At 58.0% G+C, this 22,475-nt stretch carries 17 protein-coding genes; 10 read left to right on the top strand and 7 right to left on the bottom strand.

Features of this window, described 5'->3' with window-relative positions; translation table 11 throughout:
• Positions 1-10 precede the first annotated feature (10 nt).
• Positions 11-2,350, bottom strand: coding sequence for an LPS assembly protein LptD (gene lptD, locus ACFOSS_RS06510; RefSeq protein WP_377151355.1), 2,340 nt, complete (start codon positions 2,348-2,350; stop codon positions 11-13).
• A 153-nt stretch (positions 2,351-2,503) separates the two neighbouring features.
• Here lptD and ACFOSS_RS06505 point away from each other — a divergent pair, with 153 nt between their 5' ends.
• Genes ACFOSS_RS06505 through djlA form a run of 3 tightly spaced genes read left to right on the top strand, consistent with a single transcriptional unit; the run spans position 2,504 to position 4,978 of the window.
• Positions 2,504-3,487, top strand: a complete 984-nt coding sequence (locus ACFOSS_RS06505; RefSeq protein ID WP_377151354.1) for an aminoglycoside phosphotransferase family protein — start codon at positions 2,504-2,506, stop codon at positions 3,485-3,487.
• Complete coding sequence (gene murU, locus ACFOSS_RS06500) at positions 3,487-4,164, top strand: N-acetylmuramate alpha-1-phosphate uridylyltransferase MurU (RefSeq protein ID WP_377151353.1); 678 nt, start codon at positions 3,487-3,489, stop codon at positions 4,162-4,164. Before ACFOSS_RS06505 ends, murU begins: the two co-directional genes overlap by 1 nt.
• Positions 4,154-4,978 (top strand): co-chaperone DjlA, encoded by an 825-nt coding sequence (gene djlA / locus ACFOSS_RS06495; RefSeq protein ID WP_377151352.1) that lies wholly within the window; start codon positions 4,154-4,156, stop codon positions 4,976-4,978. The genes murU and djlA overlap by 11 nt, the downstream gene beginning before the upstream one ends.
• 8 nt (positions 4,979-4,986) lie before the next feature.
• On the opposite strand, the gene ACFOSS_RS06490 is transcribed toward djlA, so the two are convergent.
• The 4 genes from ACFOSS_RS06490 to rapA all read right to left on the bottom strand — a co-directional run bounded on the left by ACFOSS_RS06490 (position 4,987) and on the right by rapA (position 10,750).
• On the bottom strand, positions 4,987-5,967 hold the full coding sequence (locus ACFOSS_RS06490) for a D-2-hydroxyacid dehydrogenase (RefSeq protein ID WP_377151351.1): 981 nt from the start codon (positions 5,965-5,967) through the stop codon (positions 4,987-4,989).
• A gap of 241 nt (positions 5,968-6,208) precedes the next feature.
• Complete coding sequence (locus tag ACFOSS_RS06485; protein ID WP_377151350.1) at positions 6,209-7,051, bottom strand: DUF3530 family protein; 843 nt, start codon at positions 7,049-7,051, stop codon at positions 6,209-6,211.
• A 114-nt stretch (positions 7,052-7,165) separates the two neighbouring features.
• Positions 7,166-7,828, bottom strand: a complete 663-nt coding sequence (locus tag ACFOSS_RS06480; RefSeq protein ID WP_377151349.1) for an RluA family pseudouridine synthase — start codon at positions 7,826-7,828, stop codon at positions 7,166-7,168.
• Between the two features lie 45 nt (positions 7,829-7,873).
• Positions 7,874-10,750 (bottom strand): RNA polymerase-associated protein RapA, encoded by a 2,877-nt coding sequence (rapA, locus tag ACFOSS_RS06475; RefSeq protein ID WP_377151348.1) that lies wholly within the window; start codon positions 10,748-10,750, stop codon positions 7,874-7,876.
• 263 nt (positions 10,751-11,013) lie between these two features.
• On the opposite strand from rapA, the gene ACFOSS_RS06470 reads away from it, so the two are divergent.
• Entirely contained in the window at positions 11,014-11,772 is a 759-nt protein-coding gene (locus ACFOSS_RS06470; protein WP_377151347.1) for a ferredoxin--NADP reductase, read from the top strand.
• Between the two features lie 3 nt (positions 11,773-11,775).
• Here ACFOSS_RS06470 and ACFOSS_RS06465 read toward each other — a convergent pair whose 3' ends face one another.
• The gene (locus tag ACFOSS_RS06465) at positions 11,776-11,943 is read right to left on the bottom strand and encodes a hypothetical protein (protein ID WP_377151346.1); all 168 of its coding nucleotides are present in this window, start codon (positions 11,941-11,943) and stop codon (positions 11,776-11,778) included.
• A 131-nt stretch (positions 11,944-12,074) separates the two neighbouring features.
• Between ACFOSS_RS06465 and ACFOSS_RS06460 the strand changes: the two genes are divergently transcribed.
• From ACFOSS_RS06460 to gshA, 3 genes are read left to right on the top strand one after another with little or no spacing between them, the layout of a single operon-like run.
• Entirely contained in the window at positions 12,075-12,503 is a 429-nt protein-coding gene (locus ACFOSS_RS06460; protein WP_377151345.1) for a YqaA family protein, read from the top strand.
• A gap of 28 nt (positions 12,504-12,531) precedes the next feature.
• On the top strand, positions 12,532-15,429 hold the full coding sequence (locus ACFOSS_RS06455; RefSeq protein WP_449301175.1) for a M16 family metallopeptidase: 2,898 nt from the start codon (positions 12,532-12,534) through the stop codon (positions 15,427-15,429).
• 8 nt (positions 15,430-15,437) lie between these two features.
• Positions 15,438-17,015, top strand: coding sequence for a glutamate--cysteine ligase (gene gshA, locus ACFOSS_RS06450; protein ID WP_377151344.1), 1,578 nt, complete (start codon positions 15,438-15,440; stop codon positions 17,013-17,015).
• Positions 17,016-17,067: 52 nt separating this feature from the next.
• On the opposite strand, the gene ACFOSS_RS06445 is transcribed toward gshA, so the two are convergent.
• Complete coding sequence (locus ACFOSS_RS06445; RefSeq protein ID WP_377151343.1) at positions 17,068-17,826, bottom strand: outer membrane protein assembly factor BamD; 759 nt, start codon at positions 17,824-17,826, stop codon at positions 17,068-17,070.
• A 103-nt stretch (positions 17,827-17,929) separates the two neighbouring features.
• On the opposite strand from ACFOSS_RS06445, the gene rluD reads away from it, so the two are divergent.
• The 3 genes from rluD to clpB all read left to right on the top strand — a co-directional run bounded on the left by rluD (position 17,930) and on the right by clpB (position 22,323).
• Positions 17,930-18,910: a 23S rRNA pseudouridine(1911/1915/1917) synthase RluD gene (gene rluD, locus ACFOSS_RS06440; protein WP_377151341.1), complete on the top strand. Its 981-nt coding sequence runs from the start codon at positions 17,930-17,932 to the stop codon at positions 18,908-18,910.
• Complete coding sequence (pgeF, locus tag ACFOSS_RS06435; protein ID WP_377151340.1) at positions 18,901-19,641, top strand: peptidoglycan editing factor PgeF; 741 nt, start codon at positions 18,901-18,903, stop codon at positions 19,639-19,641. The genes rluD and pgeF overlap by 10 nt, the downstream gene beginning before the upstream one ends.
• Positions 19,642-19,743: 102 nt before the next feature.
• Positions 19,744-22,323 carry an ATP-dependent chaperone ClpB gene (gene clpB, locus ACFOSS_RS06430; RefSeq protein ID WP_377151339.1) on the top strand — a complete coding sequence of 860 codons (2,580 nt, stop codon included), beginning with the start codon at positions 19,744-19,746 and terminating at the stop codon, positions 22,321-22,323.
• Positions 22,324-22,475 lie beyond the last annotated feature (152 nt).

The following is a 22,475-nucleotide window of genomic DNA, read 5'->3' as shown; positions in this document are numbered from 1 at the left end:
GCAACTAGGGTTAATCGTTCAGGTTGAAAGGCCGGGTATAAGGCAACAAGTTGGTATCCAGCGTATAGCTGGTTCCCGAACCGACGCTGCCCAGCCCTTTCATCTGGAATTGGAGGCCAAAACGGGTCTCTTCTTCTGCGGTCAGCGTGACGTTGTCCGGCTTGTAGGCTCTTTCAAGGACCATGTCGATACTCCAGCAACAGGAGTCATAACGCAGACCCAGTAACCGGTCTATGTTCCGATTTTGTTCGGTATCGTAGTAGTAGGCTGCAATCGCCTGCCACTTCTTGTTAATGGGTACCTGAGTCAGCAGGCCAAGCTGACTCATGTCGGTCTGCTCGTATGGCGCATCATAGATGACGTTGCCTTCACGCACATAGCGATAGTTGAGCTGACTCATGAAGTCCTGCTTTCGGTATTCAACGGCACCGTTGGCGATGGATACCTTTTTTTGCTGGGTATCGTAGAAGGTGCGCGCCTTGATAAACCACTCATCAGTTGGATGCAGGTCGCCTTCAAACGTCAGCAATGAGCGGCTATTCAGTAACTGTTCGTCGTTGGGAAGCAGGGTGACTTCCGGGGTCTGGAAATTATAGGCTTGGCCCAGGGTCAGACGCAGACGCTCGACACTCTCGTTGTCGAAGACGCGGCTGGTCATGCCCAGACTCAACTTGTTGGCATCGCTGATACGATCCAGACCGGCAAAGCGCCGATCGCTGAACAGACTGTAGTAATCCGGCATCAGGTTGGTGGTATCAAACAGGCCGATGTCGTCCTGATTGCGGTACGGCACATATTGATACTGGAATTCCGGCTCGAGGGTCTGGGTATAGAGCTGTTTATTCCAATGACCGATGCGGTCAAACACCAAGCCACCGTTGAGACGGACCGAAGGGAGGGTTCGGTTGGCGCTGTCTGCCAGTTGGCCGAAACCACGGTCGATGTAATAGCTGTCCATGTCATCCGGAACTTCTTGCTGGTAATGGGTATACATCAACTTGAATTCACTGGAGAGACGGTAGCCTGGCTCCTTGACCATCGGTAACGTGACGACGGGTTCGACATGGAAGCGCGTGCCGGTATACGCCTTACGTTGCGTCGACGAATGGTCGAAGCGCGTGAGTTCACTGTGGATGGCGGTGTCCAGCCAGCGCGTTTGCTGGTACGCATTGAAGTTCAATCTGGGCAGCATCTGGTGCGGTTCGAGTGCATCAGGCAGCAGGATCTGGTAGTCCCGCGCTTCACCGCTGAGGTTCCACATCGGCTGATAGTAACCGGCCGTCAGCGACTGCATCAGCTGATTATCCACTCCGTTGTCGATCGGTGGCGACAGGTCGTTAAAGTAGTTGTAGTCATTGCTGTCGACGCGGGTGCCCTGCGCATGGACTTGCAGGTTGTCATCCATCATCTTCGAGGTGTGATCAAGGTAGACCAGCCAACGGCTGCCCAGATCATTGCCACTGGCTTCTGCTTTGCGATCTTCGCCCATATATTCGGTATATAGCCGGCCTGAGTGACCAGCGCTGGGCAGATAACGGAATTCGTTTTGCATCAGGTTGCCGCGCTTTTCGATGTAGCGCGGGGTCAGCGTCATATCGTAGTTGGGAGCAATGTTCCAGTAGTAGGGGGTGCGCAGGTCGATGCCATCTTGCGAACTGAAGCCAAAGGTTGGGTAGAGCAGGCCTGACTTGCGTTCATCCTTGACCGGGAAGGTCATGTACGGCACATAAAAGACCGGCACATCGTACAACCAGAGGCTGGCATTCCAGGCTTCGCCGAAGACTTCATCCTGATTGACATTGACCGAACTGGCTTTCAACCACCACATCTCCTGACCGGGAGGGCAGGTCGTAAATTGGGCTTGTTCCAACTCTATGCTGCGCTCGTCGTTGCGCAGATGGATCGTCTCGGCCTTGCCGCGTGCGGGTGAGCCGTGCAACTGATACTCGGCCTTATCGAGACGGGTGTCACGGGTTTGCAGATTGGCATGCAAGGCTTCGTTGGTACGCAGTGTGACCTGGCCATCCTGATAGAAGACGTTACCGCTGGCAGTCAGGTCATGGGTCGATTGATCCAGTTCGGTATAACGTGAGCTCAGGGTGCGAATGCCCTGGAATATCTGCACATCACCACTGTAAATCGCCTTGCCATCCTGGGTCGCTTCAACTCGATCCGCGTTGACCTCCACCGGCAACTGGTTCAGGTTGGCCGGGTTAGGTTGTGCCGCGGGCACGTCGCTATAACAATGCTGGTCGAAAACGCCTGCTTCGGCGGCCCAGGCTTGCCCGTAGCCGGCGAGGCTGGTGGTCACAATAAGGCTGCAGGTCAGGCCTAGGGATCTGTCGGTCATGAATGCTTGCTCAAAAAAAGTTTCAATCGGGTCGGGAACGGATTCCAGAAGGCCTATCGACCGCGGTTGTGCTTTGCGGGCCATTATTTTATGTTAGCGAGCAATGATAAAGCATTATTTCGCTCAGGGCTAACGGCCCTGTTTTTCTATCCTATGACACATGATCGTATGCTGGGCCTGATGGCCTGGGCGCGTCAGCGCCTGAATCAACCCGACCTGACACTACAGCTGATTTCTGGCGATGCCAGCTTCCGGCGTTATTATCGTGCGGCCGGACGCATCTGGGTCGATGCCCCGCCGACCACCGAGAAGAACCGCGAGTTTGTGCGCAACGCGTTGGCGTTGACTCAGGCCGGGATCCGGGCACCGCAGGTCGAGGCGGTGGACTATAGCGCCGGCTGGCTGTGCGTGTCTGATCTCGGTGATACCTCGTTGTTCAGCCAGCTGCAGAGCGACACTGTGGCAGCCTGGTATGCCAAGGCCATCGCCGTGTTGCCTCGGCTTGCCAAGATAACCTTGCCGCTTGATGCATTTGACCGTGCCTTTATGGCGCGAGAGAACACTATTTTCCCCGAGTGGCTACTCGAGCATCACCTTGGCCTGAACCTGACTCCGGCCGAGAAGCAACTGCTGGCGACGACCTTCGAGCGTCTGGGAGAGAGTAATCTTGCGCAGACCCAGGTCGTTATGCACCGGGATTATCACAGCCGCAATCTGATGGTCTGTGGTGATGGTGAGCTGGCGGTCATCGATTTTCAGGACATGGTACAGGGCCCCTTGAGTTACGATCTGGTCTCGTTGCTGAAAGACTGCTACGTGCGCTGGCCGGAGCAGGTTGTGGCGGATGGTGTCGCTCAGGCCTATCGTGCCTACGCTGATGCCGATCTGTTGTCCGGCTACAGCGCGGACGAGTTCCGCCTGGCGTTCGATTGGTGCGGGATGCAGCGTCATTTGAAGGCTGCGGGCATTTTCACCCGTCTGCATCACCGGGACGGCAAATCCGGCTACTTGGCCGATATTCCGCGCACTTTGGGCTATGTGGCCGAGGTAGCGGCGGCCAGCCGGGAGTTGCAGGATTTTGCTGACTGGCTCGGGCACCGGGTGTTGCCAGCCTTTGTGTCACAGGAGCCAGTTTGATGCGGGCCATGATTCTGGCAGCTGGTCGCGGGGAGCGGATGCGCCCGCTGACCGATCATCTTCCCAAACCGCTACTGAGTGTCGGTGGGCAGCCATTAATTGTGCACCATCTTTTGAAACTCAAGGCGGCCGGTATCACGCAGATCGTCATCAATCATGCCTGGCTTGGAGACAAGCTGGTCGCCGCGTTGGGCGACGGATCGGCGTTAGGGGTGTCGATTACCTGGTCTGCTGAAGGAGAGACCGGGCTGGAGACGGCGGGAGGCATTCGGCAGGCGTTACCCTTGCTCGGGGCGGCGCCTTTCTTGGTGCTGAATGGGGATATCTGGCTGGAGTGTGATTACCAGGCATTTGTACGCCCGTTGCCGGATGATGTGGATGGACATCTGTGGCTGGTGGACAATCCACCTCAGCATCCGCACGGTGATTTCTCGCTGCAGTCGGAACGTGTCGTCGCGCAGCCGCAGCTGACGTTCAGTGGTGTGGCACTCTATCGGCCAGCACTGTTTGCCGACATGGCGCCAGGCAAGGCGGCGTTGCGTCCCTTCTTTGAACGCTGGATTGCCGAACGCCGGCTGAGCGGCAGCCATCTGGTGGCCGATTGGCGTGACATCGGGACGCCAGCGCGCCTGGCCGAGCTGGATGCCCAGCTCATGGGGGCATCGCATGCAGTTTAAGGGCAAGTTGATCGGCTTTCTGGTCGGCCTATGGCTTGGACATCTGCTTGGCGCCATCTTTGGGTTGTGGCTGGGCCATCTTTACGATATCGGCGTACGGCGACGCGCCAGCTTCGGATTTCGTCGGGTACCGACCCGGGAAGAGCAGGCGCTGTTCTTCCATACGACGTTTGCCGTGATGGGGCACATCGCCAAGGCGGCGGGGCGAGTCAGCGAACAACAGATCCGCATCGCCTCGATGTTTATGGACCGCATGCAGTTGCAGGGCGATTTGCGTCAAGCGGCACAGAGTTCGTTTCGCCAGGGCAAGGCCAGCGATTTCCCGTTGACCGATGAGCTGACGGCGTTTCGACGCGCCTGTCATGGCCGCCTCGATCTGCTGCGCGTATTCCTGGAGATCCAGATGCAGGCCGCCTTTGCCAATGGCAGTCTGTTGGGGCAGCAGCGTGCCCGACTGCTGGAAGTGGCTGAGCTGTTGGGGTTTTCGCGTTGGGAGCTGGAACAGTTTCTGGCGATGGCCGAAGCCGAGGCGAGCTTTGGTCAGCGTCATCAGCACTGGCGCCAGCAGTCGGCCGGCGGCAGTGCGCCACCACCGCGCGATCGCCTCAAGGATGCTTATACCCTGCTGGGTGTCGCCGCCGATGCCAGCGATGGCGAAGTGAAGAAAGCCTACCGCAGGCAGATGAACAAACATCACCCCGACAAGCTGGCCTCGCAAGGCTTGCCGCCGGAGATGATGAACATGGCCAAGGAAAAGGCGCAGGAGATCCAGCAGGCCTGGGAGCTGATTAAACAGCAGCGCGGCCTGCGCTAGCCGACGGGCTAATCGAGACGACGCAGGCGCTGTCCGTCGAAGAAGGCCGTAATGTTAGCGGCAAGCTGCTCGGCCAGCGTCTGCATCGCCTCGTCACTGGCCCAGGCCACATGGGGTGTCAGGATGAAATTCTCGCACTTCAGGGCATCGAGCAGAGGGTCGCATTCCTGCGGTGGCTCGCGACTGGCGACATCGCACGCGGCACCAGCCAGCTCTCCGCGCTGCAGGGCCGCCAGCAGTGCCGGTTCGTCAACGATACCGCCTCGTGCCGTGTTGACCAGCAGGGCTCCGCGTTTCATCCACGACAGTTCGTTAGCGCCGATCAGACCGCGCGTCTCTGCGTTGAGGGGACAGTGCAGGGATAGCACATCGCTGTGCCGTAGCACGTCGGCAAAAGGGCGTCGTGGCCAGCGTCCTGCGACCTGCGTGGTGGCCGTTGTGGTTTCCCCTTTGCGGCCGGCAAACACCACCTGCATGCCGAAGGCCTCCGCCAGACGGGCAACAGCCTGCCCCAGCGAGCCACTGCCGATGAGGCCCAGCTGTTGACCAGCCAGGTCATGCAGAGCCGGACCGAACAGGCAAAAATGCGCACTGCGTTGCCAGTCGCCTGCCTGCACCGCCTGCTGATAGGCGAGCAGACGGCGCGATAGCGCCAGCATCAGCATCAGGCTATGCTCGGCCACTGCATGTTCGGCATACCGTTGCACATTGCACACCGCTATACCCAGTTGACGACAGGCGTCGACATCAACGTTATCGCTGCCGGTTGCGGCCACGGCAATTAGTCGTAATTGCGGGAGTTGTTGCAGCGTGGTGGCTTCCAGCCGCACCTTGTTGACGATGGCCACGCTGGCACCCTGCAGCCGCGGCAGCGTCTGATCCGGACGCGTAGCGGGGTACTCCTGCCAGAGATGTTCACAGTTGAGGCGGGGAAATGAAATCCGTGCCGGCAGGGTGTCACGGTCGAGAAATACGATCAACGGCGGCATGGGGGCTCCGATATAGATTGGCCTGTCAACGATGACAGGGCTATTTTGCCGCAGCGCAGGCGCTGGCGACATATTCCGTCATCACGATGAGGCATGATGGATTATCACCGGCACGCCTTTGTGTAACCAATTGATAAATAGATTTAAATTATTTAGCCGTCGCGGTTTTTATTATTATCCTGCGCGCAAATCCGGGCGCGAAATAATGAGATGAACGCATACCCGCGACGCAGATAACGTATTACTTCCAACCGAGAAAGCTGAGCCAGCCGGCCAGTAATGTCGCTCGCTCATCACGTCGCTGTATCGCCAGCTGACGCCAGTCGAGTTTATTTTGCCGTTTGACCGCCAGAGCGCGCTCCTGTGCTGCCTGATCCAGCCAGGTGACTTGGCCGCTGCGATACAGGTCCAGCACCGGGCAGGGGAGTCCGGCGATGTCGCGCGCCAGGATCTGGTTGGCATCCGTTGCCGGGTAGAAGGCATCAATCAGTACTAAACCGTCGGGGGCCGGCAGTGTCTGGCTGCTAAGCAAGCCTCCGAGCCAGGCCGCGCTGCTGCCTGCGGCCACGACCAGGCTATAGCCCCCCGAGCCGCTGTTGTTGTCCATCAAGGCGGTCAGGCGCAATTGCCAGTGTTCGCGGAAGGCTTGTATGGCCAACTGATCCTGTTCGGCGTTCGGATCCAGAGCCAGCTGTCGCGGACTTGGCAACATGATCAGTGTATCGAAGCCCAGCGCATTCAGGCGCTGGCTCAGGGGCAGCAGATCTGCGACCTGTTGCCAGTCGGGGAGTAACACGGCCAGCCCCAGTCGAAATCCTTGCTCGCTCTTGTGGATCAGCGTCACCTGTTCGCCGACCTTGGTCGTTTCCCCATGGGCCTGCCAGTCTTCAGCCTGCCAGTACTCCTCCTGATCGGTGTCGCCGGCTGCACTGTCGGCCGCTGGCTGTGCTGCGGCAGATGCCTGCTGATCTACCGCTTGGCTGCTGGGGTCACTGCTGGCTGGAACCGGCGCGGGGTCGGCCGCCATCAGGGGTTGAAGCGGCAGGCACAGCAACAGGCAGATCAGGAGGTGAGGGCGCAGCATGAAGGTCTCCAGGAGCAAGGCAGATGACTGGATCATAAGCGCTTGTTACGGTCGGAGAAAGTAGCCGGCTCTCCTGATGTGAAATGGCCGGCAGAGGCCGGCCATGGCTGGGGGTTACAGCGGGAAGGGCGCAGGGGCTTCGAAAGTCAGCCGCTGACCGGACAGCGGATGGTTGAAGCTCAGCATTGCGGCATGCAGATAGAGGTGCGGTGCGGCTGCTTGTGCCTCGGGTGGTGCATAGAGGTGATCGCCGAGGATGGGGTGACCGAGCTCCATCATATGCACCCGTAACTGGTGCGACCGGCCGGTGATGGGCTTGAGTTTGACCAGGCTGCGATCGGCTTCGACGCGCTGACAAATATAGTGAGTGATGGCGCGGCGACCATGCTCATAATTGACCTGCTGACGCGGCCGGTTATCCCAGTCGACACACAACGGCAGATCGACGGTGCCTTCGAGCTTTTCCATCTGCCCCCAGACCCAGGCGTAATAGTACTTCTCGGTCTTGCGATCCTGAAACTGGCGGCCCAGAGCACTGGTTGCCTGTGCCGTTTTGGCCACCACCAGTACGCCTGAGGTACCCATGTCGAGCCGGTGCACGGCTCCACCTTCCGGGTAACGGCTCTTGACGCGAGAGGCGATGCTGTCGAAATGCTCGACCGCCTTGCCTGGCACGCTGAGGATGCCGCTCGGCTTGTTGACGACAATGATGTGTTCGTCCTCGAACAGGATGTCGAGGAACGGCTCTTGCGGCGGATCGTAATGGAACGTGCTCATGCCTCTTCCTTGTCACGCCCCCCAGGGTGCGGGGGGCATATGGCGTTACTGATGGGCGACGACGACAAAACGGATGGCGTCGAGGCGCAATTGCGTTTGATCCAGCAAGTGTTCGAGCTCCGCCTTCAGCTCACGCAGGTGTACGAGCTCGGAGTCGCGCACTGACGGGTTGACGGCACGCAAGGCTTCCAGTCGTGCCAGTTCGCTTGCCAGCGTATGCTGCATGCGCTGGCGCGCTTCGGCTACGATGCCTGCCAGTTGTGCACTGGCCTGGGCCTCGGCTTGCCCCAGCAGACCGTGAATGACCGCCTGTGAACTGCTGACCAGTTTGCTGCCCAGGTGACGGTTGACCGGACTGAGCTGGCGATCAAACGCGGTAAAGCTGACCTTGCTACCCAGATTATTGCCCCCTTTGTCCAACAGCAAACGAATTGGGGTCGGTGGCAGGAATCGGTAGAGCTGCGGATGGCTGGCTGACTCGGCAACGAACACCACCTCCAGCATCATGGCTCCAGCCGGTAGCGCCTTGTTCTTCAGCAGGGCGACCGCAGTGGCGCCAATCTCCGACCCCAGCACCAGATCGATGCCACCGCGGATCAAGGGGTGATCCCAGGTGATGAATGTCAGGTCGTCCCGCGATAGCGCCGTATTGCGATCGAAGGTGATGGTCATGCCATCATCCGGCAGGCCCGGAAAGACCGGCACCAGCATGTGGTCACCTGGCGTCAGCACGATGGCGTTTTCGCCGCGATCGTCCTGCTGGATGCCGATGTCGTCGAACAGCTGCAAGGCAAAACTGGTCAGCGCCGTGTCATCATCCTCTTCGGCCAGTTGTTCAACCAGCAGGCGGGCCGCGGCACCACCACCGGAGTGAATTTCCAGCAGGCGATCTCGCCCTTGCTCCAATTTGGCCTTCAGGGCCTCATGGGCATGGCGCGTACGTTCCAGCAACGGCAGCAACTGTGCCTCATCGGTGACATTTTCCGCGAGCAGGGTAAACAGCTCGTCGCGCACCGATTCGAACACCACCCGTCCGGTCGGGCAGGTCTCCTCGAAGGCATTCAGACCAAGGTGATACCACTGCTGCAAGGTCTGCTGGGCCGTTTCCTGCAGGAAGGGCACATGGATCTCGACGATGTTCAACTGGCCGATGCGATCGAGGCGACCGATACGCTGTTCCAGCAGATCAGGATTCAGTGGCAGATCGAACAGCACCAGATGCCGAGCAAACTGGAAGTTACGCCCCTCGGAACCGATCTCCGAGCAGAACATCACCTGCGCTCCGGCCTCTTCCTGGGCGAAGTAAGCGGCGGCCTTGTCCCGTTCCAGCAGGGACATGCCTTCATGGAACACGGCTCCCCGGATCCCCTCGCGCAGGCGCAGGGCATTCTCCAGCGTCAGTGCGGTGACGGCCTCGGAACAGATGACCAACACTTTGTCATGACGGGAGGACTTGAGTAGCGATAACAGCCAGTCGACGCGGGGGTCGAACTGTGCCCAACTGGCGGCATCCCCTTCAAACTGCTGGAAAATTTTCTCAGGATACAGATAACGGCGTGCTCGGGTATCGGCGTCGCCGCTGTTGCCACCCATCATGCCCATGACTTTGATCGCCGTCTTGTACTGATCCGGCAGTGGCAGTGGATAGAGGTTCAGGTGGCGATCCGGGAAGCCCTGGATTGCGGCACGCGTGTTGCGGAACAGCACGCGGCCCGTGCCATGCCGATCCAGCAGGGCGTGCAAGAGCTGCTCGCGCCCTTCGGCGCTGTGCAGTGCCGTGCTATCCAGGTCATCCAGGCAATCGCGCAGGGTCTGCAGGCCGGCGGCATCGAGTTCGCTACCGTCCAGCAGCTGCTGGGCCACGCTGGCGATGAGGCCATAGGCTTGCTCTTCGGCCAGGAAGGCGTCGTAATCGTAGAACCGCTCCGGATCCAGGAGACGCAGGCGGGCAAAGTGGCTCTGGTGACCGAGCTGATCCGGGGTGGCGGTTAGCAACAGCACTCCCGGGGTTTCATCGGCCAGTGCCTCGACCATCTGATAGGCGCGGCTGGGGGCCGATTCGCTCCACTCGAGGTGATGTGCCTCATCGACGACCAACAGATCCCAGGGGGCCTCATGCAGTTCATCAAAACGGGCGCGCTTCTTGCGCAACCAGTCGAGGCTGCAGATGACCAGTTGTTCCGTTTCGAAGGGATTTTGCGCTTCGCCGGCCAGCTCCATGCACCTTTCTTCATCGAACAGGGCAAAATGCAAATTGAAGCGGCGCAGCATTTCGACCAGCCACTGATGCTGCAGTGATTCGGGTACCAGAATCAACACCCGCTGGGCTCGCCCGGAGAGCAGTTGCTGGTGGATGATCATGCCGGCTTCGATCGTCTTGCCCAGGCCGACTTCATCGGCAAGCAGGACCCGAGGCGCATGCCGATGACCGACCTCATGGGCGATGTGCAACTGATGCGGGATCAGACTGACCCGGCCGCCGGCGAGGCCGCGGGTTGGGCTGCGACGGCGGGCATGCTGATGGGTCAACGCCTGATAACGCAGCGCAAAACGGGTCAAGCGGTCGATTTGGCCGGCAAACAGGCGGTCTTGCGGTTTGTTGAATTTCAGAAAGTGGCTGAGGAAGACTTCTTTGAGCGCCACCGGCTCACCATTATCTTCCCGCGTGCCCAGATAGGTCAGCAGGCCCTGAGTCTCTTCGACGGATTCGACTTTCAAGGTCCACTCTTCGTGGCTGGTGATTACGTCGCCGGGATGAAACTGTACCCGGGTGACAGGCGCCTCTTCCTTGGCATAAATACGGTTCTCGCCACTGGCGGGAAACAACAGGGTGACCATACGCCCTTCCATGGCGACCACAGTACCCAGACCCAGATCGGTCTCGGTATCACTAATCCAACGCTGGCCAAGTGCAAATGACATCAACAACTCCCACGCCACACAGCTACAACAAAAACGAATGCGAGAAAAAAGGGGCGCTATGTTACCCGAAGCCCGCGGTCTGATCATCCGCCGTCTGCGTCATGTCGACCACTCTTTACACTTTGCCGGGCCATGGGGGCGCCATTCATCGAAAGCGTAGCTGCTGCTGCGTGGCTTGTCGGCTAATTCCCGCATTCACGTCCGGTGTTTGTCTTGGCAAATCGGCGCTAGAGTTAAGTGAAATCCATGACGGGAGAGACGAGATGACCGAATGGGTAAGTGGCCGAGTGAGTGCGGTGCGCCATTGGAGCGACAAGTTGTTCTCATTGCGGGTGGAGGCTGACCTGGCTCCGTATCAGGCCGGACAGTTTACCCGCCTGGCCTTGTGGCTGCCGGCTGCGGATGGCGGACAGGAGCGGGTGGCGCATGCCTACTCGTTTGTGAATCCGCCGGGTGTTGGCTACCACGAGTTCTATATTGTGTTGATTCCGGATGGTCGGCTGACCCCGCACCTGCAGCAACTACAGCCTGGGGCATCGGTATGGCTGGCCAGACAGGCCAGTGGCTTTTTGACGCTGGCGGAGCTGCCGGCAGGGCGCGATCTGTGGATGTTGTCGACCGGGACGGCCATAGGTCCGTTTCTGTCATTGCTGGCAGAAGGGGGGCTGGCCGAACGTTACGCGCAACTGGTGTTGGCCCATGGTGTCCGGTTGGGACAAGAACTCAACTATCGTGATGAGATAACGCAGCTGCAGGCGCGCTGGCCCAACCGATTGCATTACGTGCCTTTCGTGACGCGAGAGGTCTGGCCGGAAGGGTTGGCCGGGCGGATACCGGCGGCGATCGAGCAAGGGACGCTGGAGCGGCATGTCGGACTGCCGTTCAGTGTCGAACACAGTCGATTTGTGCTCTGTGGAAACCCGCAGATGGTAAAAGAGACGCAGCTGGCGCTGCAACAACGTGGCTTTCGCAAACACCTGCGCCGAGAGGCCGGCGAGATCTGCATGGAGAACTATTGGTAGGGGCTAGTGGGTCAGCCAGATCATCAGACTGAGTAAACTGGCCAGGCCGCCGCCGAGACCGATAATCCAGTAAAACCCCTTGAGCCCCTGGCGTAGCGGGATACGCCACCACAGCAGGAACAGCAGCCAGGCCAGCGCCAGCAGCAGGGGTATCAGAAAGAGTCTGGTCATGCCAATCGACGCCTTGTATGCTCGGGGACTGTGACCTCATTCTATCTGTTGTTATCTGTTATGGCTCCCTGCCCGATCACGTCTTGTGCTTTGTCTGTTGTTCTGTGCCCTGCGTGGGTGGGAGTCAGGGTATGACGCTGGCGGTTGGGTGGGCGTTGTTTATCAGTGCGTTGCTCTCCTCAACCCTGTTGCCCGGTGGTTCGGAACTGGCCTTGGCCGCCCTGGTTTGGCATCAACCCGAGATGCGGCTATCGGCGTGGGCTATTGCGACGGCGGGTAATGTGTTGGGTTCGATGTTAACGTGGGGGATGGGATACGGACTGGCTCGCTGGCGGCCATTACAGGGGCCCCATCGACGGTCGGTCGCGCATGCCCTGGGATGGCTGCATCGCTATGGCAGTTGGGCTCTGTTGCTGGCCTGGTTGCCTGTGGTCGGCGATCCCTTATGTCTGTTGGCCGGGTGGTTACGCTGTGGATTCTGGCAGTGTACGGTTCTGATTCTGATCGGGAAGGCGCTGCGCTATGCGCTGGTCGTCATGACGGCGAGTGCCCTGTCCTGAGGCTGTGGTTATTGCATTCGAGGTTGAAATGCGTGTTGTTGCCCGAGGGATGGGGGCTTGCTCATCCCGTTTGTTGCGTATTGTGTGTTGTGTTGCATGTCTCGTCCTGGTGATACCCGCATCGGCGACTCCCCGCTTGCTGGCCGAGCAAAAAGCCGAGCCCGGCAGTTTGGCGATACCCTATCAGAAGTATCGTCTGGAGAATGGTCTGACCCTGATTCTGCATGCGGATCACTCGGATCCGCTGGTTCATGTCAACGTGACCTACCATGTCGGTTCTTCTCGTGAGCAACAGGGCACCACCGGATTTGCTCACTTCTTTGAGCACATGATGTTTCAGGGCTCGAAACATGTCGGTGATCAACAGCATCTGCAACTGATTCAGCAGGCGGGTGGCAGCGTAAATGGACAGACCGGCAATGATGTGACTCGCTACTACCAGACTGTCCCGGCCAATGAACTGGAACGGGTCTTGTGGCTGGAGTCGGATCGCATGGGCTTCCTGCTGGAGGCCGTCAGTCAGAAGAAGTTCGAGATCCAGCGCGATACCGTGAAAAATGAGCGCGCGCAGCGCATCGATAATCCGCCCTATGGCCGAATTGGTGAGGTGATGGGCGAGAGCCTCTATCCGCGCGATCATCCCTATTCATGGCCGGTCATCGGCTATATCGACGACCTGAACCGGGTTGATGTCAACGATCTCAAGCGTTTCTTCCTCGCCTGGTATGGGCCAAACAATGCCACCTTGACCATCGGCGGGGACTTTGACCCTGCCCAGGCTCTCGCCTGGGTCGAGCAGTATTTTGGCCCGATTCCCACGGGGCCAGCTATCCCGCGCCTGACGCCACGCCCGGTGTCATTGGCTGCGGATCGGCATGTCACGCTGCAGGATCGTATTCAACAGCCGGTCTTGCTGGTGTCGATTCCGACCCACGCTCTGCCCCAGAGTGATGACGCCGCGGCTCTGCTGCTGCTCGGCGAGGTATTGGGGGGCTCGAAAAATAGCCTCTTCTATCAACAATTGGTGAAGACGGGGCTGGCGGTGCAGGCCAGTGCCGATTTTTCCTGCCGCGAGCTGGATTGCCGGCTTGACCTGACGCTGGTGCCGAACACACAGCGGTTGACTAGCCTGAAACCGTTAGCCGAGCAAGCGGCTCGCCTGCTGGCCAACTTTGCCGAGCGCGGCGTGCGCGCCGATGATTTGGCACGCGTGCAGGGCATTCTCAAGGCGGAGGCGATCTGGCGCCTGGAGAGTGTGGCCGGCAAGGTGGATGAACTCAGTGATGGTGAGGTGATGCAGGGTGATCCGCAGGCGGGACTGGCACAGATTCGTCAGTTGCAAGCGGTAACCGGCGAACAGGTGATGCAAGCCTATCGTCGTCATATCGCCGGCAAGCCGGCGGTGTGGCTGAGTGTCATACCGCAAGGCGCGTTGCAGTGGCAGGTTGCGCCAGCTGACTATCAGCCGATGCCCCGCATCCCTGTCCCGCCTTTGCATCAGACGGCGCCGGCGCTGCGTACAGTCACCGATCGCTTTGACCGCGCGCGGATGCCTGAGAGCGGCCCGGCGCCGGTATTATCGATGCCAACGTTATGGCGCCGGACACTCGGCGGACTGAGCGTGCTTGGCAGTGAGCAGCGTGAGCTTCCGGCGGTGTCGGTCATCATCTCCTTGCCTGGGGGGAGGCGCACGGAGGCACGTCACGAGGCCGGGCTGGCAAACCTGACGGCCTTGATGCTGCGTCAGGGTTCACGGCGCCTCAGTGCCGAGCAGCTTAGTGACGAACTGCAACGGTTGGGTGCCAATATCAGCGTCAGCAGCGGTCTGTATGATACCCGGATTGTCATCAGTGCACTGCAGGAGGCGCTACCGAAGACACTGGCGCTAGCACAGGAGCTGTTGCAGCAGCCGGGCTTTCGCGATGATGATTTTGCTCGCATCAAGAGCCAGTTGCTGCAGGCGGAGCGCCAGCGCCTGACGGAGCCGGATGCGTTGGCGGATCGGGCATTTAACCGTCTGGTATACGGTTCCGGGTCGCCGCTGGCCGAACCGGAGCAGGGCTACCTGGCGACACTCGGCGCGCTCACGCTGACGGACGTGAAACGTTACTACCGCGACAACTACCACCCAGCCGGTGGCAAGGTGGTGGTCGTGGGGGATATCGATCCGCAGGCGATCATGCCGCATTTGGCATTTTTGACCCAGGATAGCAGCCCGGCACGGCCCTTACCGTCGCTGGTACCACAAGCCCCGCAGGCCAAACCTGGCATCTATCTGCTGGACTTGCCTGCGGCCGTGCAGTCGACGCTGCGGATTGGCCGCCGGGCGCTCCCCTATGACGCCAGCGGTCCCTATTTTCGCGCCCAGCTGATGAATTTCAATTTCGGTGGTAATTTCAATAGCCGTTTGAACCTAGCATTGCGCGAAGAGAAGGGGTTCACCTACGGCATCGGCAGTCATTTCAGCGCGGTCCGCGATGTGGGCGAATTTATGATCTCAGGCGATGTCCGGGCGGATGCGACGCTGGAGGCGTTACAGACGCTGGCGCAGTTGATGAGCGATTTTGCTCAACAGGGCCCGACCGCCGCCGAGATGGACTACCTGAAATCTGCGTTTTCCCGTCAGGAAGCATTGGCTTACGAAACGCTGGATCAGAAGGCGGATTTTTTGCTGTCGCTGGCGCTGCGCGGCAATCCGGACGATTACATCCAGCGACAGCAACAACAATTGCAACAGATCGATGCCGCTTCATTACAGCAAGTGGCCGCACAATGGCTGGATTGGCGCCAACAGATCATCGTCATCGTTGGGGACGCTGCTCAGCTTGAAAAACCGTTGGCCAAACTCCATTTACCGCTGCACCGATATCCGGCTGCTGCTTCTGTAGTGGCGCAGCAAGCGCTGGCCCAGACATCGTCTGATTAAGGAACCCTATGAACGTTGAATTGTCGCTGACCGATATGCTCGAACAACTGAGCGCGCCAGAGCGGATAGGCGCGGTGCGCGGCATTCGTCGCGGACTGGAGCGAGAGTCGTTGCGTATCACGCCGGAGGGACGACTCTCGCAGCGTGAGCATCCGAACGTGCTGGGCGCTGCCCTGACGCATCCGAATATCACCACCGACTATGCTGAAAGTCTGATGGAGTTCATTACCCCAGTGTCGGACTCCATGGAAACCATGCTGGCCCAGTTGGCCGACATCCACCGTTATTCGGCGCAACATTTGTGTGATGAGCGGCTATGGCCGATGTCGATGCCTTGCTTCATCAATGATGAAGAGACCATCCGTCTGGCGCAGTATGGTACGTCGAATATAGGCCGGATGAAGAACTTGTATCGGCAGGGGCTGCATCATCGCTATGGTAGCCTGATGCAGGTCATATCCGGGGTCCACTTCAACTTTTCCATGCCGGACAGTTTCTGGAGTGAATGGCAGGAGTTGCGTGGTGTGCGCTGCCAGTGCAAGCGTTTCATTTCCGATGGTTACATGGCGCTGATCCGAAACGTCTACCGCTATGGCTGGCTGATACCTTATCTCTTTGGCGCCTCGCCCGCGATCTGCAGCTCGTTCCTGCAAGGTCGTCAGACCGGATTGCCATTTGAAAAACTGGGTCGCGGTACCCTGTATCTGCCGTACGCAACGTCGCTCCGACTCTCGGATTTGGGTTATACCAACAAGGCGCAGTCAAGCCTCGGTATCAACCACGATAACCTCGACAGTTATCTGATCAGCGTACGTCGTGCGTTGCGCACCCGCTCAGAGGAGTTTGCGGCCCTGGGTGTCAAGGTGAATGGTGAGTACCGGCAACTGAATGACAATATCTTGCAACTGGAGAACGAGTTGTACGCTCCTATTCGCCCGAAACGCACACCGCGTGCCGGCGAGCGGACCCTGTCGGCGTTGGAGCATAGAGGCATTGAGTACATAGAGTTGCGTACACTGGACATCAATCCGTTTACGCCATTAGGCGTCGACATCCAGCAACTGCGCTTCCTCGATCTGTTTTTAGTTTGGTGTTTGCTCAAGCCATCGCCTCTGCTGCTGGCCGAGGAGATCCAGCGCAACCGGCACAATCTGACCCGTGTCGTGTTGGAAGGGCGGCGTCCCGGCTTGCAGTTGATGACTGAGCAAGGTGAACGCAGCTTGCAGGAGTGGGGAGAACAGTTGTTTGATGAGTTGAACCAGGTCGCACAGCTGCTCGACCGAACCTATGGCCGCGTGCAATACCAGATCACGTTACAGGCAGAGCGTGAAAAGCTGCGTGATCCGGACAAGACCTTGTCTGCACGCCTGCTTGGTCATTTGCAACGCTATGACCTGGACAATGGTGCCTTTGGCCGGGAGCTGGCGGAAAAGTATCGGCAACAGCTGCGCGCCGAGGAGCTGACATTCTGGGATGGGGCCTATTTCGCCGATGAGGCTCATGCCTCGCTGGTCAAACAGGCAGAACTGGAGGCGACCGACCACCTGAGTTTTGATGAATTCCTAGCCGGTTACCTTGCGCATTGATGCCTGAGTGCGAAAAAAAACGCCGGCAGTGCCGGCGTTTTTTATGCTGGCATCAGCGTTTAGCGAGATCATTATTCGGGAAGTTCGCGGCCAGGACTTTACGTGCATTTTGTGCCGGGATGGTCAGCTCGAGTTTGTCATAACTCTTGATCATGATCTCCAGTGCCGGCTCAATGGCTGCGGATTCGCTGTAGTTCTCGATGATCATCTTGCCGCGGTTAGCCGCCGCAACCCAGGCCCCACGGCGGTAATAGTAGTCGGCTACGCTGAGATCGTATTTGGACAGCCGCTCACGCAAGCTGATCATACGAGCTCGCGCATCTGGGGCATATTTGCTCTGCGGGTACTTTGTCAGGATGGTCTTGAAATCGCGGAATGCCTGACGCGCATAGGCGGGATCGCGATCTGAACGGTCGATGCCAAACAGCGAGTGAAAGAAGTTGTAGTCGGCCTGCATATTACTAAGACCGCGCATGTAATAGACATAATCCACATCTTTATGTGTTGGATTCAGACGCAAGAAGCGATCGATGTTCGCGATGGCGTGCGCGCTGTCAGCGTCCTTGTAGTAGGCGTAGATCAGGTCAAGCTGAACCTGTGCAGAGTAAGGGCCAAACGGGTAGCGCGAGTCGAGAGCTTCGAGTAATTCGACGGCTTTGGTGTAGTTGCCGGTTTCGAGTTTTTCCTGCGCCTGCTGGTAGAGTTTCTCCGGCGGTTCGTCCGGCACCTTCTCCTTTTCGGTAGAAGAACAACCGGCCAGCAGGGCCAATACCAAGGTAAAAGGCAGCAGCAAGTGAGACTTCTTGAGCATGCAGATAGCATCCAGTTTTCCAGAATTGCAGAAGTATCCGTTAAGCTCGGGCAAAAGAAAAGCTAGAATGCGCCGAACGTCCACCCGAAACTAGAGATGATCCATGAGTCAAGCAATCGAACTAACCGGTGTTTTCGCGGACCAGCATTACGGCATGCGCCTCGATCAGGCCTTGTCTGATCTGTTTCCCGATTACTCACGAACCCGGATCAAGGAGTGGATCCTGCAAGAGCGGGTCAGTCTGGATGGCAAGATCGTCGCCCTGCCCCGAGAGCGGGTACTTGCAGGTCAGGCTGTGCATATTCAGGCCGAGATCGTTGAGGAAAAGCGTTGGCTGGCCCAGGAGATCGAACTCAATATCGTGTATGAGGATGATCATATTCTGGTCATTGATAAACCTGCCGGGCTGGTGGTACACCCTGGTGCCGGTACGCCGGATGGCACGGTTCTCAACGCCTTGTTGCATCGTTATCCAGAGATAGCCGATGTTCCCCGAGCAGGTATCGTGCACCGCCTGGATAAGGACACCACTGGACTGATGGTGGTGGCAAAGACGGTCCCAGCCCAGACTCATCTGGTCGATGCCCTGCAGCGGCGCGATATCACGCGCGAATATGAAGCCATCGCCATTGGGCACATGACGGCAGGGGGAACTGTCGATGCGCCTATCGGTCGTCATGGCAACATCCGTACCCAGATGGCGGTGACACCGACTGGAAAACCGGCGGTGACCCACTATCGCGTGATGGAGAAGTTTCGAGCTCACACCCGTCTGCGCTTGCGTCTGGAAACAGGGCGCACCCACCAGATTCGTGTGCACATGGCCCATATCAAGCACCCACTGGTCGGGGACCCGGTTTACGGTGGGCGTTTGCGGCCAATCCGTAATGCTTCGCCGGAGTTTACTGCAGCACTGCGCGGTTTTCAGCGCCAGGCACTGCACGCGACCATGCTGCGCCTGGCGCATCCGGTCACCTGTGAACTGATGGAGTGGCACTCTCCCATTCCGCAAGACATGGTCGATTTGATCGAAGTATTGCGTGTCGACACCGCAGAGCACCCGGATGATCTGGTATGGATCTAATCATCCCCGATTGGCCTGCTCCCGATGTGGTTCAGGCCTGTTTTACGACTCGGGCTGGCGGCGTCAGCCAGGGCGTGTATGCCGGCTTGAATGTTGGAGCCCATGTTGGTGATGAGCTGGCTGCAGTTGCAAACAATCGTCAGCAACTGCAGCATCATCTGCAGCTAGCTCAGATGCCGCTGTGGCTCAACCAGGTGCATGGTACTGACGTGTATGAACTGCTTGCGGGCGCTTATCCCGTGCCACCACCTACAGCCGATGCGGCCGTCTGTCGCGTGCGCGGCGCCGCACTTTCGGTAATGACAGCTGACTGCCTTCCGGTTTTGTTTTGTGATACCGAGGGGCGTGTTGTTGCTTCGGCACACGCTGGCTGGCGCGGCTTGTGTCACGGAGTGTTAGAAAAAACGGTGACCAGCATGGCGGTAGAGCCAGCTGCTATTTTGGCTTGGCTGGGTCCGGCGATCGGGCCTGAGGCCTTTGAGGTCGGCGATGATGTCCGCCAGGCATTTGTCGGAGTGGACAGCTCAGCCAGCACGGCCTTTGTGGCGCTCGGGGGCGGTAAATGGCTGGCAAATCTGTACTTGTTGGCCCGTCAACGTCTTAACCGTATCGGTGTGCAACGCATCTATGGGGGCGACCTCTGTACTTATTCGGATCGTTCGCGCTTCTATTCCTACCGTCGTGATGGTCAGACGGGACGCATGACGGGACTCATCTGGTTGGCGTCGTAATTTTAACCAGTGCGCCTTGAAAGGGCATCATTTATCCCCATCTTGTAGTTATTGGCAGTGATATGGACTGCCCACTTTCTGCAGTATTAGGGGAGAAATGCGATGCGTCTGGATCGTCTGACCAGCAAGTTTCAGGTTGCGATTTCCGATGCCCAATCTTTGGCATTGGGTCGCGACAATCAATTCATGGAGCCGGTGCATCTGATGTTGGCGTTGCTGAATCAGGATGGCGGCTCGATAAAACCGTTGCTGACCCTGGCGGGTGCCGATGTGCCGTTGCTGCGTCAAAAATTGACTCAGGAACTGGAGCGGCTGCCCAAGGTTCAGGGTGTCGAAGGCGACGTCCAGTTGTCTCCCCAGCTTGGCCGCTTGTTGAATATGTGTGACAAACTGGCCCAACAGCGGCAGGACCAATTTATCTCATCAGAAATGTTTGTCCTGGCAGCGCTGGATGATCGCGGTGCCGTAGGCGATGCACTGCGTGCAGCCGGGGTGAAAAAAGAGAGGCTTGAGCAAGCCATTGAGCAGGTGCGTGGCGGCAACAAAGTTGATGATGCCGAAGCCGAAGAGAAGCGGCAGGCATTGGAAAAATATACGGTTGACCTGACGGCGCGCGCCGAAAAGGGCAAATTGGATCCGGTGATCGGCCGTGATGAAGAAATTCGTCGCACAGTACAGGTCCTGCAGCGTCGGACCAAGAATAACCCCGTCCTGATCGGGGAGCCCGGGGTGGGTAAAACAGCGATTGTTGAGGGACTTGCACAGCGGATTATCAAGGGGGAAGTTCCTGACAGCCTTAAAAATAAGCGCGTGTTGTCCTTGGATATGGGCGCGCTGGTCGCGGGGGCCAAATACCGTGGCGAGTTCGAGGAGCGGCTCAAGGCCGTACTCAATGAACTGGCCAAGGAAGAGGGCAATGTCATCCTGTTTATAGATGAGCTGCATACCATGGTGGGGGCTGGTAAAGCGGATGGTGCCATGGATGCCGGTAACATGCTGAAGCCTGCACTGGCTCGCGGTGAGTTGCACTGTGTCGGCGCAACGACGCTGGATGAATACCGTCAATATATAGAAAAGGATGCGGCACTCGAGCGACGCTTCCAGAAGGTACTGGTCGAAGAGCCGAACGTTGAAGATACGATTGCGATCCTGCGTGGCCTGAAAGAGCGTTACGAATTACACCACCATGTGCAAATTACCGATCCGGCCATTGTGGCCGCAGCGACGTTGTCGCACCGCTATATTGCAGATCGTCAGTTACCGGACAAGGCCATTGATTTGATCGATGAAGCGGCAGCCAGTATTCGCTTGCAGATCGATTCCAAACCTGAGCAATTGGATCGCCTCGAGCGCCGTATCATCCAGCTCAAGATGGAACAGCAGGCGTTGATGAAGGAGCCCGATGATGCCAGTTTGAAGCGCCTTGAGCTGATCAACCGAGAATTGCAAGACAAGGATCGGGAATACAACGAGCTTGAAGAGGTGTGGAAAGCGGAGAAGGCTTCATTGGCTGGAACCCAGCACATCAAGGCTGAGTTGGAAAAAGCGCGGCAGGCATTCGAAGTAGCGAGTCGGGCTCAGGATTTGGGTCGCATGTCTGAATTGCGTTACGGGCGTATCCCGGAATTGGAAAAACAACTCGATCTTGCTTCGCTTGCAGAGATGCAGGAGCAAAAGCTGCTGCGTAATCGCGTAACGGATGCTGAGATTGCCGAAGTCCTGGCGCGTTGGACCGGTATTCCCGTAGCTCGCATGTTGGAAGGCGAGAAAGAGAAATTACTGCGGATGGAAGAACAACTACACAGTCGTGTCATCGGTCAAAACGAGGCGGTTGATGCGGTCGCTAATGCTATTCGCCGCAGCAGGGCCGGATTATCAGATCCGATGCGCCCGATTGGTTCGTTTCTATTTTTAGGGCCTACCGGGGTGGGCAAGACTGAATTGTGCAAAGCCTTGGCCGAGTTTCTGTTCGATACACAGGATGCGATGGTGCGGCTCGATATGTCCGAGTTTATGGAAAAGCACAGTGTTGCCAGGTTAGTTGGTGCGCCACCTGGATACGTGGGTTATGAGGAAGGGGGCTATCTTACTGAGGCGGTACGCCGTAAACCGTATTCGGTGATTCTGCTGGATGAGATAGAAAAAGCCCATCCTGACGTGTTCAATATCCTGCTCCAGGTGCTGGATGATGGTCGTCTCACGGATGGTCAGGGGCGAACGGTCGACTTCCGCAATGCGGTCGTGATCATGACATCCAATCTAGGCTCAGATTTAATCCAGGAGCATCACGGAGTCATCACTTACGCTGAGATGAAGAATATGTTGATGGATGTGTTGTCCCGTAGTTTCAGACCGGAATTTTTGAACCGGATCGATGAAACTGTAGTTTTCCATCCCTTGGACAGGGAACACATTCAATCTATCGCTCGTATTCAACTGGAGGCCTTGCTCGGTCGGTTAGAGGGCATGGGGTACCAGGTAGAGCTCAAAGAGACGTTGTTGGCATACCTTGCTGATGCGGGGTTCGATCCCGTGTATGGTGCTCGCCCCTTGAAGCGCGCGATTCAGCAGGAGCTGGAAAACCCGTTAGCCCAGATCATTCTTTCTGGTCGTGCACAACCTGGGAAACCGCTAATCCTTGACCTTCAAGAGGGTGTGTTGACCATGAGGGATGCGACATAAGTCTGCAATTTGCGCACTAAATCAGCCTTTTGTTGATTTAGTGCGCAAGCGCACGGCTGTGAGTGAATTTTCTGGAAAAAGCGCTTGCCAGCGATGCTGATATCCCTATAATGCCGCCTCGCTGACACGGCAAGGCCCGCACTCCTCGGAGC

It is taken from the genome of Pseudaeromonas sharmana, from assembly GCF_042649925.1.
Taxonomy (GTDB): Bacteria; Pseudomonadota; Gammaproteobacteria; order Enterobacterales; family Aeromonadaceae; genus Pseudaeromonas; species Pseudaeromonas sharmana.
Note: the sequence above shows the minus strand (reverse complement) of the source record. Positions and strands in the feature narration are given on the sequence as shown.

Bases quoted from the DNA above. Each gene is read 5' to 3' on its own strand.
- lptD (WP_377151355.1), bottom strand. From the start codon at position 2,350: ATGACCGACAGATCCCTAGGCCTGACCTGCAGCCTTATTGTGACCACC.
- ACFOSS_RS06505 (WP_377151354.1), top strand. From the start codon at position 2,504: ATGACACATGATCGTATGCTGGGCCTGATGGCCTGGGCGCGTCAGCGC.
- murU (WP_377151353.1), top strand. From the start codon at position 3,487: ATGCGGGCCATGATTCTGGCAGCTGGTCGCGGGGAGCGGATGCGCCCG.
- djlA (WP_377151352.1), top strand. From the start codon at position 4,154: ATGCAGTTTAAGGGCAAGTTGATCGGCTTTCTGGTCGGCCTATGGCTT.
- ACFOSS_RS06490 (WP_377151351.1), bottom strand. From the start codon at position 5,967: ATGCCGCCGTTGATCGTATTTCTCGACCGTGACACCCTGCCGGCACGG.
- ACFOSS_RS06485 (WP_377151350.1), bottom strand. From the start codon at position 7,051: ATGCTGCGCCCTCACCTCCTGATCTGCCTGTTGCTGTGCCTGCCGCTT.
- ACFOSS_RS06480 (WP_377151349.1), bottom strand. From the start codon at position 7,828: ATGAGCACGTTCCATTACGATCCGCCGCAAGAGCCGTTCCTCGACATC.
- rapA (WP_377151348.1), bottom strand. From the start codon at position 10,750: ATGTCATTTGCACTTGGCCAGCGTTGGATTAGTGATACCGAGACCGAT.
- ACFOSS_RS06470 (WP_377151347.1), top strand. From the start codon at position 11,014: ATGACCGAATGGGTAAGTGGCCGAGTGAGTGCGGTGCGCCATTGGAGC.
- ACFOSS_RS06465 (WP_377151346.1), bottom strand. From the start codon at position 11,943: ATGACCAGACTCTTTCTGATACCCCTGCTGCTGGCGCTGGCCTGGCTG.
- ACFOSS_RS06460 (WP_377151345.1), top strand. From the start codon at position 12,075: ATGACGCTGGCGGTTGGGTGGGCGTTGTTTATCAGTGCGTTGCTCTCC.
- ACFOSS_RS06455 (WP_449301175.1), top strand. From the start codon at position 12,532: ATGCGTGTTGTTGCCCGAGGGATGGGGGCTTGCTCATCCCGTTTGTTG.
- gshA (WP_377151344.1), top strand. From the start codon at position 15,438: ATGAACGTTGAATTGTCGCTGACCGATATGCTCGAACAACTGAGCGCG.
- ACFOSS_RS06445 (WP_377151343.1), bottom strand. From the start codon at position 17,826: ATGCTCAAGAAGTCTCACTTGCTGCTGCCTTTTACCTTGGTATTGGCC.
- rluD (WP_377151341.1), top strand. From the start codon at position 17,930: ATGAGTCAAGCAATCGAACTAACCGGTGTTTTCGCGGACCAGCATTAC.
- pgeF (WP_377151340.1), top strand. From the start codon at position 18,901: ATGGATCTAATCATCCCCGATTGGCCTGCTCCCGATGTGGTTCAGGCC.
- clpB (WP_377151339.1), top strand. From the start codon at position 19,744: ATGCGTCTGGATCGTCTGACCAGCAAGTTTCAGGTTGCGATTTCCGAT.